This is a genomic window from Agrobacterium larrymoorei, assembly GCF_005145045.1.
In the GTDB taxonomy this organism is placed as follows: Bacteria; Pseudomonadota; Alphaproteobacteria; order Rhizobiales; family Rhizobiaceae; genus Agrobacterium; species Agrobacterium larrymoorei.
Genome location: NZ_CP039691.1, coordinates 738,335 through 752,260 on the forward strand (window position 1 = coordinate 738,335; position 13,926 = coordinate 752,260).

Below are 13,926 nucleotides of genomic sequence, written 5' to 3' on the forward strand. Positions count from 1 at the left end.
ATTATTCCGTTTCGATAAATGATGATCGCCGCGCTGCGCCGGTGGGCATCGCCAGTGGAGAAACGAGATGGACAATTACAGCTTGCTGGCTGATCTTCTGCAAACATTCCGCGTCATGTCTGACAGTGTGAAAGTGGCCCTCATCTACATGCCCGGCATTGTGGTGGCGATCCTTTACATGATCCATCTGCACCACACCCGGCACCGTAACCCAGCACCACCACCGGAAACCCAGCCCTGTACGATTTTGCCGCCGCAAAAGACACCGAGGGAAAGGGTGACCGAAACGATGCTGGCGCTGGAAAAGGAGGTGGAGCGTGTGGAGGAGCTGAACCGGAGCAAAAGGCTATAAGGGCAAACGGCGTCAAGGCGCGACGTCTAAAGCAGGTGGCAGTGAATGGGATTCACCGTAACCTGCTTTAGTTTCTTATTTTTCCGCGTGTGCGTTATCGTTCATTGAGTGCGGTTAAACACGACATGTTTTAACGGGCATGGCGGGTGCTCTCGAAGGGCGTAAATGCCGTCTTTGGGGTATTGCGGTTCGCGGCCTGCTTAGAGCTTACGACCGAGATAGGTTTCGACCTTCTTCTTTTCCCAATCCGCATTGAGGAAGGGCACCATGTCGAATGCGGTCAGGCCGTCCAGCACCAGCGCGACTCCCCAGCCCAACGCTGGCCAGACAGCCCAGAAATAATGGGGACTGCTGACAAGGTTGATGATGACGAGCGCAGTTATGACGATGGCATATTGCGCGATGTGGACATAAAATTTGCGGATGCGGCGAACGCGGGCGAAGGCGATTGCCTCTTCGGCTTCGGTGTGATTGAGCGGTGCGGCTGGCATGTCTTTCTCCTTTGGTTCGGTCAGTTGCGACACGTCGACCTCGAAGACGGATGCAAGCGCGCTCAATGTTTCCAGGCTTGCCGACTGGCCATGTTCAATGCGCTGGATCGTCCGCACGCTGAGACCGCTAACGGTGGCGAGTTGCTCCTGCGACCAGCCACGTTGAAGTCTGAGTTTCTGTATCAGCATTGCGTTTCTCCAAGGTTCGACGGGCCGACACTCATCCGATCCACGCCCGGACGCCACGTCATTTCCCCGACTGTCGGGAAACTGTCAGGTTGGTGACGGCGGCATGCCGCACGCATATTGCGCCAGCGCATTTTTATTTTGAAGAGACTGGAAAGCCTCGCAACGAAAAAAGCCGCCCCGGTGGGACGGCTTTTCGCCAGTGCGTATTTGGTTTTACGCAGCCTTTTCGAGTTCCTGTTTCCAGTTGCCCAATGCTGCGAGCGAATTCATCTCGGCGCGGTGGCGGAAGGCGCGCTGGCCTGCGGCGACATTTTCCGCCTTGCCGTTCCATGCCTTCAATGCGTTATCCTGCAGCGCGCGGCCATAGGAGAAGGTAACCGCCCATGGCAGGTCATAACCGGCATTGATGGCTGAGAGGTGTGCGGTGGCTTCCTCGGCAGACTGGCCGCCGGACAGGAAGGCGATGCCGGGGACGGCGGATGGCACGGTTGCCTTCAGCACCTTGACCGTTTTTTCGGCCACTTCCTCGACCGAGGCCTTGCGGGCATTCTTGCCATCGATGACCATGTTCGGCTTGAGGATCATGCCTTCGAGGTTGACGCGGGCATCGTAAAGATCGGTGAAGACGGTGCGCAGCACCCATTCGGTCACTTCTGCGCAGCGGTCGATATTATGGGTGCCGGGCTGGCCATCCATCAGCACTTCCGGCTCGACAATCGGCACGATACCGGCCTGCTGACACAGTGCGGCATAGCGAGCCAGCGCCTGCGCATCGGCCTTTATCGAGCCCCATGTGGGCAGGCCATCGCCGATATTGATGACGCCGCGCCACTTGGCGAAGCGGGCACCGGCCTCGTAATATGTCTTGAGGCGGTCTGCCAGACCATCGAGCCCTTCGGTCACTGTTTCGCCCGGAAAGAAAGCCTGCGGCTTTGCCCCGGTATCCACCTTGATGCCGGGAAGCGCGCCGGCGGCCTTGATGATATCCACGAATGGCGTGCCATCGGCAGCCTTCTGAAACAGCGTCTCTTCGTAAAGAATGACACCGGAAATGCACTTCGTCATGGCATCTTCGGTGCGAAACAGCATCTCACGATAATCGCGTCTGGTCGTTTCAGTGGATTCCAGGCCAATGCTGTCGAACCGCTTCTTGATAGTGCCCGTGGACTCATCCGCAGCCAGCAGCCCCTTGCCATCGGTCATCATCTTCAATGCAATATCTTCAAGACGTTCAGTCATTTCATTCTCCCAAGACTTTGGAATTTCGAATAACAGGCGCTAAAAAGGGTAGGAAAATGGCAGGCTAACTTGTTGAAACGATTGAAGAGCGTTCAATCGTTTGAAAGTTTTGAGTGATTTTAAAGCATTTAAATTGCTGAGAGGGAAGACGTTGCGGAAAAGGAAAGGTTCCCGCAACGCGGCAATTTCTTATCAGCGTTATCCCTGACCTGAGACGCTGGTGTCCGGGGGGCAGATGAGTATCGCAAAACCTACCTCCGTCATCCCGGACTTGATCCGGGATCCAGCCAGACCAAGTCTTTGGTCTGAAAGACTCTTTCGACGCGCAGACGCGCGTCTGCTGGACCCCGCATCAAGTGCGTGGTGACGGGCGGGGGAACTGTACCGACCTCAAACCACCCACTCAGTTTAAACCGGATAGTAGTAGGCTTGACCCGAGGATTTGGAACCGATTGATTTTGTTGACGTTGGTAGATCCTCGGCACAAGGCCGAGGATGACGGTCGAGAGTGGATTGCCGTTTCTCCTCAGGTCTCCGGCTTTGCATGAAGGGCTCAAAAATCTAAACCGGACAGCCGTGATCCTGAGCCGGAATCCAGCGGCTTTGCGTCTGCAAGGCTTGAGGCACTCTTTCAGCCCAAGGACTTGGGCTGACTGGACCCCGGATCAAGTCCGGGGTGACGGAGGAGAGCAACGCATGCAGTTGCCTCTCCCATCGCAATTCTGTTCCCTGTTTACTTCTGCTCGTTGAGGATCGCCACGCCCGGCAGGACCTTGCCTTCCATCCATTCCAGGAATGCACCGCCAGCGGTGGAGATGTAGGTGAAGTCTTCGGCGACGCCTGCGTGGTTGAGGGCGGCGACCGTGTCTCCGCCGCCAGCCACGGAAACGAGTTTGCCGGACTTCGTGCACTCGGCGGCATGCTGGGCGGCAGCGACGGTGGCCTTGTCGAAGGGTTCGATTTCGAAGGCGCCGAGCGGGCCGTTCCAGACCAGCGTTTCAGCGCGGGAAATCCAGCCCTTGATGGCTTCGACCGATTTCGGGCCGACATCCAGCACCATGGCGTCTTCGGGGATGGCGTTGATATCGACGACTTCGTTTTCGGCATTGGCCTTGAATTCGCGCGCGACGACGCCGTCTTCCGGCAGAACGATGGCGCAGCCAGCGGTGGCGGCTTCGATCATGATCTGCTTTGCGGTTTCGGCAAGATCATGCTCGCAGAGCGACTTGCCGACATTGGTGCCGCGCGCGGCGAGGAAGGTGTTGGCCATGCCGCCGCCGATGACGAGCGCATCGACCTTCTTGACGAGGTTCATCAGCAGGTCGATCTTGGAGGAAACCTTCGCGCCGCCGACGATGGCAACGACCGGGCGGGCGGGTGCGCCGAGACCCTTTTCCAGCGCTTCCAGTTCCGCCTGCATGGTGCGACCGGCATAAGCGGGCAGGTGGCGGGCGAGACCTTCGGTGGATGCATGCGCGCGGTGCGCGGCGGAGAAGGCATCGTTGACGTAGATATCGCCATTCTTTGCCAGTTCGGCGACGAAATCGGCGTCGTTCTTTTCCTCACCCTTATGGAAGCGGGTGTTTTCCAGAAGCAGGATGTCGCCATTGTTCAATTTCGCAACGGCCTCTGCGGCTGCTTCGCCAACGGCGTTCGAGGAGAAATGAACGGTGTTGCCCAGAACCTCTGCCACGGCGGAATTGATGAGGGACAGGGACATGTCGGCAACCGGCTCACCCTTCGGGCGACCGAAATGGGCGAGCAGAATGACCTTTGCGCCCTTCTGCGAAAGCTCGAGGATCGTCGGCGCAACGCGCTCGATGCGGGTCTTGTCCGTGACCTTGCCGTCAGCAACCGGCACATTGAGATCCACGCGCACCAGAACGCGTTTTCCGGAAATGTCGGTGAGGTGATCAAGGGTCTTGAAGGCGGGCATATGTCGATCCTGAATTTGTTAAGACAATATCTTCGCGCGCGACCATACTATGCCTGAAAGACGGTGCAAGCCGATTAGGAGTGATTTTCCCTGACGTTTTCGTCTTTTGGCTCGACAGGTATCGCGCTACCGGATGAAGCTTGACGACGAATGCGGCGCTTTTCTGAAAAATGCTGGCGCGTGCGCTGGATGATTTCCTTCAGGCTGATGAAGATCGGCAGGCTGGTGGCGGGCTCGACCGGCTCCAGCGAAATGCCGACGCTGGCAATGGCATGGTTCTCATCCAGATCGCGCACGATGAGGATGAGCGAGCCGAGGCGCACGCGATCCGCATATTCCGGCTTGCCGCCGAGGCGGGCCTCGATCAGTTCGGCAACCGTCAGGCTCTGCTCCTGCGGGGTGAGAAGGCCGGGGCCGTAGGACAGATCGAGTTCCCTGGCCGGGCGTTGGGGCGCGATGGCAAAGGTGCCGAAAATATCCTCATCATCCGTCGTGACCGGTTTTGCACTGGCAAACAGCCGATCCAGTAGCCTTGAATTGCTGGGAATGACGAAGAGATAGACGAGATCGTTTTCCCGCAGCCTGCCTGCATATTGATAACGGATGGACTTGCCATCCCGCACGACCAGCGACGGCATGGCCCAGCGCGGGATACGCTCGCCCTGCAAAATGGCGCTGCCCTTCGCCACGCGGTAGGAGATCAGTTCGTGATTGGCGGTGCCGGGCAGATCGACCTCCAGCTTATCCACCTCGCCCATGCGCGGCGGCACGATGAGGCCGAGGCGCGTGGCGACGGGCTTGATCGTCCAGCCCTGCAGGAGAAGCGAGACCAGCACGATGATGAAGGCGGCGTTGAAGTAGATTTCTGCATTATTCAGCCCGCCAAGCGCTGGCAGAATGGCAAGAAGAATGGAAACCGCGCCGCGAAGGCCCACCCAGGCGACGAAGCTGGTTTCCTGCTGGGTATAGTTGAACGGCATGAGGCTGAGCCAGACCGCAAGCGGACGGGCAATGAAGATGAGGAACAGCGCCAGGAGGATGGCAGGCACGATGATGGCCGGAAATTGCGAGGGCGTGGCAAGCAGGCCGAGCATGAGGAACATGATGATCTGCGCCAGCCAAGTCATGCCTTCATGAAAGCGGCGGATGGCACCCTTGGCGAAAATCTTGCGATTGCCCGCGACGATGCCCGCGACATAGACCGCCAGAAAGCCGCTGCCATGCAGCGCGCCGGTGAAGGAAAAGACCAGCATCGCCAGTGCCAGCACGAGGATGGGTGCGAGCCCGCGATCCAGCGTGAAGCGGTTGACGATGTTGACGATCATCAACCCGCCCAGCACGCCGAAGATCAGGCCAAGGCCCAGCTCTTCGAGAAACATGAGGATGAAGCTGCTGTCGAAACCGGCCAGTCCTCTGCCTTTGGCGACAACTTCCACCAGCGCGATGGTGAGGAAGATCGCCATCGGATCATTGGTGCCGGATTCGACTTCCAGTGTGGAGCGCACCTGATCACGGATATGAATGCCGCCGATGCGCAGCAGGAAGAAGACGGCGGCAGCATCGGTGGAGGCAACGATGGAGCCGAGCAGCAGGCCTTCCAGCCATGAGAGCCCGAGAAGCAGCGCCGCCGCACCGGCGAAAAACACCGCCGTCAGGATGACGCCGACGGTGGCAAGCGTAATCGCTGGCTTGGCCGACAACCGAAACGTCTGCAACGGCGTGCTGAAGCCGGAATCGAAGAGGATGACGGCCAGCACCAGCGACCCCAGCATATAGGCCAGCGGATTGTTGGTGAACTGAATACCCAGCCCATCCGTGCCCGCCGCAAGGCCAATCATGAGAAACAGCAGCAGAAGAGGCGCGCCGAAGCGATAGGCAATCAGGCTGGAAAAGGCCGCGACGAGAACGAGGACGGTTGCGACCAGCAGTAACAGGTAAAACGATTCCAAGCGCACGTCCTTTATGAAGGTCGCTTGCTCGGCATACTCTGCACGTCGCGAGTCAATGAGCCACGTTTGGACGGCCAAGGCGAGCAACATTTGCGCGCAGGGCAGGCAGGCGAGGTGTATCGAACGGGACGGCAGGGCACGATGTACTGCGTATACGACCGAATCCCTCCGACCGTTTTCCCGGCCAAAAAGGACCAGAGCAAGGTGGGATAAAGGAAAAGTGATGAGCAGGATTAAGGAGCGACAGGAGGCTTAAGGAGGTGTATAGTGTAGCTTGACGCTTTTCGGATGGTTTGATACCGTAGCTCATGAGAATTCGAAATGTGATCCATAAAGGCCTGCGTCGGTTAATCGAACACGATGATGCGAGTGGCCTTCAGGCGACGGTGGTGCCGAAACTCATCCGTATCGTTTCTTTTCTTCAGGATATGGAACGGGAAGACGAATTGCGCACCGTTCCAAGCTGGAAGGCTCATCAGTTGACTGGAGATCGCAAAGGTACCTGGAGCCTGTCCGTAACAAAAAACTGGCGCATGACATTTCGGATCGATCAAACCGAAATCGAAATCATCGACCTGGACTACGAAGATTACCATTAGGAGTTTGCTATGAGTACGGTGCAGGGCATCCGCTTAAAAAATCCCGCTCATCCCGGCGGCTTCATCAAGTCCGAGATCATCGAAGCGCTCGGATTGTCTGTCACCCGCGCAGCGCAGCTTCTTGGTGTCACGCGGGCAGCATTGTCCGCGCTCCTGAACGAACGTTCGCATCTCTCACCCGAGATGGCATTGCGTATCGAAAAAGCGTTCGGCGTATCGATGGATACACTTATGAGAATGCAGAACAGCTTCGATATCGCACAAGCACGGAAGCGGGAAGGCGACATTCATGTTGCACGATTTGATGGCAAGCCGTTCGATCAGGAGGCGGTGCCTGCCTCATAATATTCTGTCTTGTTACGGTAACCGCTAACAGGCCGACGTCGCAGCCATCTTTCGTATATTCGCAAGCGGCGATTGCTTTGACGCGCGGCTTATCTGACGCGCGCTTGCCTGATCCGGGCTACCAATTAGAGAACGAGACGTTCGACATATTGCTTAGCTGAAGAAAGCACGACAGACTTCGCGTTCTTTGAGATAACTCTCTCGTGCCAGCCTGCGTAGAGGCGGTCGAAGGTGAGGTGTTCGATGCGGTTTGCTATGCGTTCCACTTCGCGCGCGGGGAGGGGCAGGAGGTTGGGGAAGGAGTACATGAAGGAGGCGTGGACGTTGCCTGCGGTGGCCTGAATCGTGTCGCCGGTCAAAAGCGCGCCGCGGCCTTCAGCGCCTGCCTTCCATTCCAGAACGCTGCTGCCGGGGAAGTGACCGCCGAGGCGGTGGAGGTTGAGGCCGGGGAGGAGTTCCACCACGTCCTCCTCGACGTAACGGATATTCGGGCTTTGCCTCGTGACGAAATCCCTGTCCAGCGCTGAGATGTATATTGGGGCGTTGCCGAAAGCTTCGCTCCAATCTGCCATGCCGGTGTAGAAGTGCGGGTGGGAGATTGCGATTGCGGTCAGACCGCCGAGCGACTGAATGCGATCTTTCGTTTGCCGGTCCAATAAAGGCACGCAATCCCACAGGACATTGCCCTGCGGCGTGCGGACAAGAAGTGCGCGCTGGCCTATGGCAAAGCCGGGCGTGATGCCGATGCCGACGAGGTCCGGCTCCATCTCGCGCCAGTCATTGGCGTGGTTCGACAGATCATCTTGCCTCAGCCATTTCTGGCCGCTGAGCGGCACGAACTGACGATCATCCTCGCAGATCAGACAGGACGAGGGTGACGCGCCGGGCGTTTCATAATGAGCGCCACATTCATTGCAAATCCAGATCGTCATCGCACTGTCCAATTCATTTTTTGAAGAGGCTATTGGGTGGCGCGCTGGCATGCAAACGAAAACCGGCGGGATCGCTCCCGCCGGTTTTGATTTTGTTCTGCTTAAATAGCGCCTTAGATGGTCTTTGCGAAAGCCACTGCCGTATCCGACATGCGGTTGGAGAAGCCCCATTCGTTGTCGTACCAGGACAGTACGCGAACGAAGTTGCCTTCCATGACCTTGGTCTGGTCGGTCGCGAAGATCGAGGAGTGGCTGTCGTGGTTGAAGTCACGGCTGACCAGCGGCTCGTCGGTGTAGCCGAGGACGCCCTTCAGTGCGCCGTTGGATGCGGCCTTGATGGCTTCGTTGATTTCGGCAACCGAAGTGGCCTTCTTGGCAACGAACTTGAAGTCGACGACGGAGACGTTCGGGGTCGGAACGCGGATGGACGTGCCGTCCAGCTTGCCCTTGAGGTGCGGCAGAACGAGGCCGACGGCCTTTGCGGCGCCGGTCGAGGTCGGGATCATGGACAGGGCTGCGGCGCGGGCGCGGTACAGGTCCTTGTGCATGGTGTCCAGCGTCGGCTGGTCGCCAGTATAGGAGTGGATCGTGGTCATGAAGCCGTGGTCGATGCCGACGAGATCATCCAGAACCTTGACGACCGGCACCAGGCAGTTGGTGGTGCAGGAGGCGTTGGAGATGACGAGGTGATCCTTCGTCAGCTGGTCGTGGTTGACGCCGAAAACGACCGTCAGGTCAGCGCCATCGGCAGGAGCCGAAACGATGACGCGCTTTGCGCCAGCTTCGAGGTGAGCGGCAGCCTTGTCACGGGCCACGAAAATGCCGGTGCACTCGAGAGCGATATCGACGCCGAGTTCCTTGTGCGGCAGCTGTGCCGGGTCGCGAACAGCGGTTACCTTGATCGGCTTGCCGCCAGAAATGGTGATGGTGTCGCCTTCGACCTTCACGTCTGCCGGAAACTTGCCATGGATCGAGTCGTAACGCAGCAGATGCGCGTTGGTCTCGACCGGGCCCAGATCGTTGATGGCAACGACTTCGATGTCGGTGCGGCCGGATTCCACGATGGCGCGAAGGACGTTACGGCCGATGCGGCCAAAGCCGTTGATGGCAACTTTTACAGTCATTTACAGTCTCCCGATCAATAATTTGATTTTTTTGCGGAATGGTGAGTGCATCTGGTTGGCGGGAGATCGTGACGACCGGTCCCGCCTTTCCAATTTCAGTCAGGCACGGGTTGCGGAAGCAGGGCGCTTCCGCCGACCCAGGCATGCCATCAGCCCAGCTTTGCTTCGGCAGCGGCAACCACGGCTTCCGCGGTGATGCCGAAATGCTGGAAGAGATCCTTGGCCGGTGCGGAGGCACCGAAGGACTGCATGCCGACGAAAGCGCCGTCATTGCCGATGAAGTAATCCCAACCCTGACGGATGGCCGCTTCAACCGCAATCTTGACCGGCGAATTGCCGATGATGGCCTTGCGGTAGGTTTCCGGCTGCTCCTTGAAGAGTTCGAAGCAGGGAACGGACACGACGCGGGTGGAGATGCCCTTGACCTTGAGGTCGGCGGCAGCCTTCAGCGCAAGCTCCACTTCCGAGCCGGAAGCGAAGATCGAGACCTTGGCATCGCTTGCCGAAACCAGTTCGTAAGCCCCGTAGGAAACGAGGTTCTTTTCCTCATATTCCTTGCGGGCAGGCGTGAGGTTCTGGCGGGTCAGTGCAAGCGCCGTCGGGCGGTGCTTTTCATGCAGGGCGATCTGCCAAGATTCCGCAGTTTCCGTTTCATCCGCAGGGCGGAAGACCAGAAGGTTCGGAATAGCGCGCAGCGCGGCGACATGTTCCACCGGCTGGTGGGTCGGGCCGTCCTCACCGACGCCGATGGAATCGTGCGTCAGAACGTGGACGACGCGGATGCCCATGAGTGCGGCAAGGCGGATGGACGGACGGCAATAATCCGAGAAGATGAGGAAGCCGCCGGAGTAAGGGATCAGACCGCCGTGCAGCGCGATGCCGTTCATGGCTGCTGCCATGCCGTGTTCGCGAATGCCGTAATGCATGTAGCGACCGGAGAAATCAGAAGGCGTGATTTCCTTCATCTGGCTGGTCTTGGTGTTGTTCGACGGCGTCAGGTCGGCAGAGCCGCCGAGCGTTTCCGGCAGGATGCCGTTGATGACTTCGAGCGTGTCTTCGGAAGCCTTGCGGGTGGCAACCGTCGGGTTGTTCGCAGCGACCTTCTTCTTGAATGCATCGATGGAGCTGTCGAAATTGCCGGGCAGATCGCCAGCAAAGCGGCGCTTGAACTCGGCCTTCTTCTCGCCTTCCGTGCCTTCCAGGCGGGCTTCCCACTCCTGACGGGTCTTGGTGGAGCGAAGACCGGCCAGACGCCATGCATCCAGAACATCTTCTGGAATGACGAAAGGTTCAGCTTCCCAGTTCAGGTGCTTGCGCGTTGCGGCGATTTCTTCAGCGCCGAGCGGGTTGCCGTGAACCTTGTGCGTGCCCTGCTTGTTCGGCGCGCCGAAACCGATGGTGGTCTTGCAGGCGATGAAGGTTGGGCGGTCGGACTGGTGCGCCTGCTCGATGGCGTTGGAAATTGCTTCCGGGTCGTGACCGTCGATCTCGATGGTGTTCCACTTCACCGCCTTGAAGCGGGCGATCTGATCCGTGGAATCGGACAGGTCGACCGTACCGTCGATGGTGATGTTGTTGTTGTCCCAGAAGAGAACGAGCTTGTTGAGCTTCAGGTGGCCAGCAAGCGCAATAGCTTCGTGGCTGATGCCTTCCATCAGGCAGCCGTCGCCGCACAGTGCGTAGGTGAAATGGCTCTGAAGATCGGAGCCGAATTCTTCTTCCAGCTTGCGCTCGGCAATGGCCATGCCGACGGCATTGGCAATGCCCTGGCCGAGAGGTCCCGTGGTGGTTTCGATGCCGGTGGCGTGACCATATTCCGGGTGACCGGCAGTCTTGGAGCCGAGCTGGCGGAAACGCTTGATCTCGTCGATCGTCATGTCCTCATATCCGGTGAGATAGAGGAGCGAGTAGAGCAGCATGGAGCCGTGACCGGCAGACAGCACGAAGCGATCGCGGTCTGGCCACAGCGGGGCCTTCGGATCGAACTTCAGGTACTTGGTAAAGAGGACCGTAGCGACATCCGCCGCGCCCATTGGCAGGCCTGGGTGGCCGGAATTGGCCTTCTCCACAGCATCCATGGCAAGAAATCGGATTGCATTGGCCATCCGGTCGTGTTTGTCGCGAGAAATCATGGCTTTTCCGTCTGTTCCGGGTGATTAAGAGATAGTCTTCTAACTATCCAAAAAGCGGGTTGATCCATAGCAGGTAGGGCGGTTCTGTCAACAAATCCGGCCCGCATTGCAGTTCGATCTCAAACAAAAATCGTTTCGCATGAGCATATGTCCATTATTTATTCTTCAGACCAAGCTGTGGCCATATTCAGGCAAAGAATTTAGAAAGCGCCGTTGCCAAGTCGCATTCATCCACAGCGCAAAGTGCTTGAATGTATTGGTTTGATTGACGCGGGCGCAAAACGGGTAATATCGTGCATCAGCCTTGATTGACGTCAAGAGGCAACGATTCGGCTTGGCTCTTGCGGTTTGGAAGAAACGATGACGGCGGAAAAGACCATACATGTTGCGCTGTCGGAGCTAGGCTCCGCAATAACCAGCCTTGAAAACGCTCTCGACATGCGTCTGGAACGCCAGCGCGAAAACGGCGAAGTCGAGAACGAGGTCAAGCGCGTGCATGTGGACCGTGCGCGGCTTGCGCAGGAACTGGACCAGTCGCAGTTTCGCGCCAATCGTCTGGAAGAGGTCAATCGCGAAGTCTCGCGGCGTCTCGTGACGGCGATGGAAACCATCCGCGCCGTGCTGGACCGGTAAAGGAAAAGAGTATGGCTCAAGTCACCGTCATGATCGATGGCAAGGCGTATCGCATGGCCTGCGAAGCGGGGCAGGAAGCGCATCTGACCGACCTTGCCAACCGTTTCGATCAATATGTCGGGCACCTCAAGAGCCAGTTCGGCGAAATCGGCGACCTGCGACTTACCGTCATGGCTGGCATCATGATCACCGACGAGCTTTCGGAAATGTCACGCAAGATCGAGAACCTCGAAAAGCAGGTGGCAGGCCTTCAGCAGAACAGCGACGGCATGGCCGAAAGCAAGGCAAAGGCAGACGAGCAGATCGTGCACGCCATTTCAGACCTTGCGATGCGGCTGAACGGAATTACGGAAAAGCTGGTGGCAAGGCCGAAGCCCGCGGTGAACTGATGTTGCGTACTGGGAAAAGCATTCGTTCTGCAAGGTGTTAGGCGTCTGTAAAAACCTTGCGAACCCAAATGCAGGCGTGACCCGGAGGCAACCCATCGATCCGGCCAAATTCTTCATAACCTCTGGATTGATAAAACCCGGGGGCCTGAAAAGTGAACGTATCGACGTAAGCGCCTATGCACCCTCGCTCGCGCGCGGCTGCTTCAGCCTTATCCATGAGGATACTGCCCGTCCGTGTTCCTCGGATTGAACTGGAAACCCAAAGCCAATCAACAAACATCCATGAATAAAAGGTTTTAGCTTTTATCCCGCCTTGAGCCACACCTGATGGAGACCTCGCGATCACCCATAAGTCCTGAGAGTTGTCCGGTCCAGCTTTGCCGAAATTGTATTCATCCAGCCCCTGATCAATTAGCTTTTGGGTGGCCTCATCTGGCATTTCTTCGATTTCGATTGATATCGCCAATATAGATTCTTTCTAAAGCTGCTCGCTGGAAAGTTATTCTAATGTCAATTTTATCGTATCGTAACCACAGGTCGATGCAAGTTTCCTTGCGCTCCCCCTTTCGGAACGTCACGATCCGGCATATATATGACGTGCGTTCTGCGCTTCTCGACAGGAACCACAATCCCTGGGGCCATACTCGATCCAAAGGGAGCTGTCCCTGGCCAGTCCCGTGGGGCTGGACACACGGTGCCCACCTACATTTGTAGGCACCCAGGATCGTAAACCTCCATCGGTCGTCGTGGACGCACTTTTCTTCTAGTGTTTTCCGGATATTCGGTTCCTTTTAGCACCTACTTTTACATCATCGGTCGTTGGCGCAAGTCGATTATTGCTATGAGGCCGCCCTTGCTGGCGGCTTTTTTATTGTCGGCAAAAAGCTTACGCTGCTATTGACTGACGTAAGCGAAAAGCTTACATTCGCAATCAATGAAAACAAGGAGAAAGGTTGGAGCTCGGTAATTTTAGGAGACGGGAATTTGATCAAAACATTTAAGCACCAAGGTTTATACGAGCTTTTCTATGAGGGTGCGACTGCAAAGATCGATAAGAAAATGCACGCTCGCATTATTGTTCGGCTAGACCGCCTTGAGCAAGTCGCCTCGATCAGCGAGTTAAATCTTCCGGGCTATGATTTTCACTCCCTCAAGGGATTTAAGCCCACCCGATATACGATCCACGTCAACGGACCATGGTGCATCACATTCGAAATCGAAGATGGCGATGTGTACAACGTGGATTTCGAGCAATACCACTAACATAAACGAACACTCTAGAGTGCAGGTTCTTAGATAGGAGACGAGAATGGCTTATGAGGTAGTCAGGCCCTTGAAAAGGTGCCCATCTCATCCGGGCGCATTACTCAATGACATGATCCCGGATACGGGTAAGACCAAGGTAGAAATAGCAAATATGCTGGGGATTTCCCGGCAGCAGCTTTATGACATCGTCAATGAAAAGAAGCCCGTGTCGCCAAACGTTGCGGCAAGGCTGGGCAAGCTGTTCGGAGATGGCGCAGCCGTCTGGCTTCGGATGCAGGCTGCACACGATGCCTGGCAAGCGGAACACACTGTTGATTTAGAAAATGTCCCGACTTTAAAATTTGCCTGAG

The 13,926-nt window shown here is 57.1% G+C and carries 15 protein-coding genes and 1 other RNA gene; 8 read left to right on the top strand and 8 right to left on the bottom strand.

All coding sequences use genetic code 11. From position 1 onward, the window contains the following. Window positions 1-67 precede the first annotated feature (67 nt). The gene (locus tag CFBP5473_RS03375; protein ID WP_027676493.1) at window positions 68-352 is read left to right on the top strand and encodes a hypothetical protein; all 285 of its coding nucleotides are present in this window, start codon (window positions 68-70) and stop codon (window positions 350-352) included. A gap of 200 nt (window positions 353-552) precedes the next feature. Here CFBP5473_RS03375 and CFBP5473_RS03380 read toward each other — a convergent pair whose 3' ends face one another. From CFBP5473_RS03380 to CFBP5473_RS03395, 4 genes are all read right to left on the bottom strand, one after another. Next, window positions 553-1,032: a 2TM domain-containing protein gene (locus CFBP5473_RS03380; RefSeq protein ID WP_027676494.1), complete on the bottom strand. Its 480-nt coding sequence runs from the start codon at window positions 1,030-1,032 to the stop codon at window positions 553-555. A gap of 213 nt (window positions 1,033-1,245) precedes the next feature. Continuing rightward, window positions 1,246-2,271 carry a class I fructose-bisphosphate aldolase gene (locus tag CFBP5473_RS03385; protein ID WP_027676495.1) on the bottom strand — a complete coding sequence of 342 codons (1,026 nt, stop codon included), beginning with the start codon at window positions 2,269-2,271 and terminating at the stop codon, window positions 1,246-1,248. Between the two features lie 733 nt (window positions 2,272-3,004). Further along, complete coding sequence (locus CFBP5473_RS03390; RefSeq protein WP_027676496.1) at window positions 3,005-4,207, bottom strand: phosphoglycerate kinase; 1,203 nt, start codon at window positions 4,205-4,207, stop codon at window positions 3,005-3,007. Between the two features lie 74 nt (window positions 4,208-4,281). After that, on the bottom strand, window positions 4,282-6,156 hold the full coding sequence (locus CFBP5473_RS03395) for a potassium/proton antiporter (RefSeq protein ID WP_027676497.1): 1,875 nt from the start codon (window positions 6,154-6,156) through the stop codon (window positions 4,282-4,284). 323 nt (window positions 6,157-6,479) lie between these two features. Here CFBP5473_RS03395 and CFBP5473_RS03400 point away from each other — a divergent pair, with 323 nt between their 5' ends. Together CFBP5473_RS03400 and CFBP5473_RS03405 are read left to right on the top strand one after the other, a co-directional pair. Continuing rightward, the gene (locus CFBP5473_RS03400; protein WP_234881776.1) at window positions 6,480-6,755 is read left to right on the top strand and encodes a type II toxin-antitoxin system RelE/ParE family toxin; all 276 of its coding nucleotides are present in this window, start codon (window positions 6,480-6,482) and stop codon (window positions 6,753-6,755) included. Between the two features lie 9 nt (window positions 6,756-6,764). Beyond that, the gene (locus CFBP5473_RS03405) at window positions 6,765-7,100 is read left to right on the top strand and encodes a HigA family addiction module antitoxin (RefSeq protein WP_027676499.1); all 336 of its coding nucleotides are present in this window, start codon (window positions 6,765-6,767) and stop codon (window positions 7,098-7,100) included. A gap of 125 nt (window positions 7,101-7,225) precedes the next feature. Here CFBP5473_RS03405 and CFBP5473_RS03410 read toward each other — a convergent pair whose 3' ends face one another. The 3 genes from CFBP5473_RS03410 to tkt all read right to left on the bottom strand — a co-directional run bounded on the left by CFBP5473_RS03410 (window position 7,226) and on the right by tkt (window position 11,288). After that, window positions 7,226-8,032, bottom strand: a complete 807-nt coding sequence (locus tag CFBP5473_RS03410; RefSeq protein ID WP_027676500.1) for an MBL fold metallo-hydrolase — start codon at window positions 8,030-8,032, stop codon at window positions 7,226-7,228. Window positions 8,033-8,145: 113 nt separating this feature from the next. Beyond that, window positions 8,146-9,156 carry a type I glyceraldehyde-3-phosphate dehydrogenase gene (gene gap / locus CFBP5473_RS03415; protein WP_027676501.1) on the bottom strand — a complete coding sequence of 337 codons (1,011 nt, stop codon included), beginning with the start codon at window positions 9,154-9,156 and terminating at the stop codon, window positions 8,146-8,148. A gap of 149 nt (window positions 9,157-9,305) precedes the next feature. Then, window positions 9,306-11,288: a transketolase gene (gene tkt, locus CFBP5473_RS03420; protein WP_027676502.1), complete on the bottom strand. Its 1,983-nt coding sequence runs from the start codon at window positions 11,286-11,288 to the stop codon at window positions 9,306-9,308. Between the two features lie 360 nt (window positions 11,289-11,648). Between tkt and CFBP5473_RS03425 the strand changes: the two genes are divergently transcribed. Beyond that, window positions 11,649-11,921: a DUF4164 domain-containing protein gene (locus CFBP5473_RS03425; RefSeq protein WP_027676503.1), complete on the top strand. Its 273-nt coding sequence runs from the start codon at window positions 11,649-11,651 to the stop codon at window positions 11,919-11,921. Window positions 11,922-11,932: 11 nt separating this feature from the next. Then, complete coding sequence (locus CFBP5473_RS03430) at window positions 11,933-12,310, top strand: cell division protein ZapA (protein WP_027676504.1); 378 nt, start codon at window positions 11,933-11,935, stop codon at window positions 12,308-12,310. A 37-nt stretch (window positions 12,311-12,347) separates the two neighbouring features. Here CFBP5473_RS03430 and CFBP5473_RS03435 read toward each other — a convergent pair whose 3' ends face one another. Next, window positions 12,348-12,776, bottom strand: a complete 429-nt coding sequence (locus CFBP5473_RS03435) for a GNAT family N-acetyltransferase (protein ID WP_234881777.1) — start codon at window positions 12,774-12,776, stop codon at window positions 12,348-12,350. Between the two features lie 132 nt (window positions 12,777-12,908). Here CFBP5473_RS03435 and ssrS point away from each other — a divergent pair. The 3 genes from ssrS (at window position 12,909) to CFBP5473_RS03450 (ending at window position 13,925) form a co-directional block, all read left to right on the top strand. Continuing rightward, a non-coding RNA gene (gene ssrS / locus CFBP5473_RS03440) (6S RNA) lies at window positions 12,909-13,066 on the top strand. Between the two features lie 228 nt (window positions 13,067-13,294). Continuing rightward, a complete protein-coding gene (locus tag CFBP5473_RS03445; RefSeq protein ID WP_027676506.1) occupies window positions 13,295-13,573 on the top strand; it encodes a type II toxin-antitoxin system RelE/ParE family toxin in 279 nt (92 codons plus the stop codon). 46 nt (window positions 13,574-13,619) lie between these two features. Further along, on the top strand, window positions 13,620-13,925 hold the full coding sequence (locus tag CFBP5473_RS03450; protein WP_027676507.1) for a HigA family addiction module antitoxin: 306 nt from the start codon (window positions 13,620-13,622) through the stop codon (window positions 13,923-13,925). Window position 13,926: the final 1 nt, after the last annotated feature.

Excerpts from the sequence above, each read along its gene's own strand:
- CFBP5473_RS03390 (WP_027676496.1), bottom strand. The coding sequence starts at position 4,207 with ATGCCCGCCTTCAAGACCCTTGATCACCTCACCGACATTTCCGGAAAA.
- CFBP5473_RS03385 (WP_027676495.1), bottom strand. The coding sequence starts at position 2,271 with ATGACTGAACGTCTTGAAGATATTGCATTGAAGATGATGACCGATGGC.
- CFBP5473_RS03410 (WP_027676500.1), bottom strand. The coding sequence starts at position 8,032 with ATGACGATCTGGATTTGCAATGAATGTGGCGCTCATTATGAAACGCCC.
- tkt (WP_027676502.1), bottom strand. The coding sequence starts at position 11,288 with ATGATTTCTCGCGACAAACACGACCGGATGGCCAATGCAATCCGATTT.
- gap (WP_027676501.1), bottom strand. The coding sequence starts at position 9,156 with ATGACTGTAAAAGTTGCCATCAACGGCTTTGGCCGCATCGGCCGTAAC.
- CFBP5473_RS03430 (WP_027676504.1), top strand. The coding sequence starts at position 11,933 with ATGGCTCAAGTCACCGTCATGATCGATGGCAAGGCGTATCGCATGGCC.
- CFBP5473_RS03375 (WP_027676493.1), top strand. The coding sequence starts at position 68 with ATGGACAATTACAGCTTGCTGGCTGATCTTCTGCAAACATTCCGCGTC.
- CFBP5473_RS03450 (WP_027676507.1), top strand. The coding sequence starts at position 13,620 with ATGGCTTATGAGGTAGTCAGGCCCTTGAAAAGGTGCCCATCTCATCCG.
- CFBP5473_RS03405 (WP_027676499.1), top strand. The coding sequence starts at position 6,765 with ATGAGTACGGTGCAGGGCATCCGCTTAAAAAATCCCGCTCATCCCGGC.
- CFBP5473_RS03425 (WP_027676503.1), top strand. The coding sequence starts at position 11,649 with ATGACGGCGGAAAAGACCATACATGTTGCGCTGTCGGAGCTAGGCTCC.
- CFBP5473_RS03380 (WP_027676494.1), bottom strand. The coding sequence starts at position 1,032 with ATGCTGATACAGAAACTCAGACTTCAACGTGGCTGGTCGCAGGAGCAA.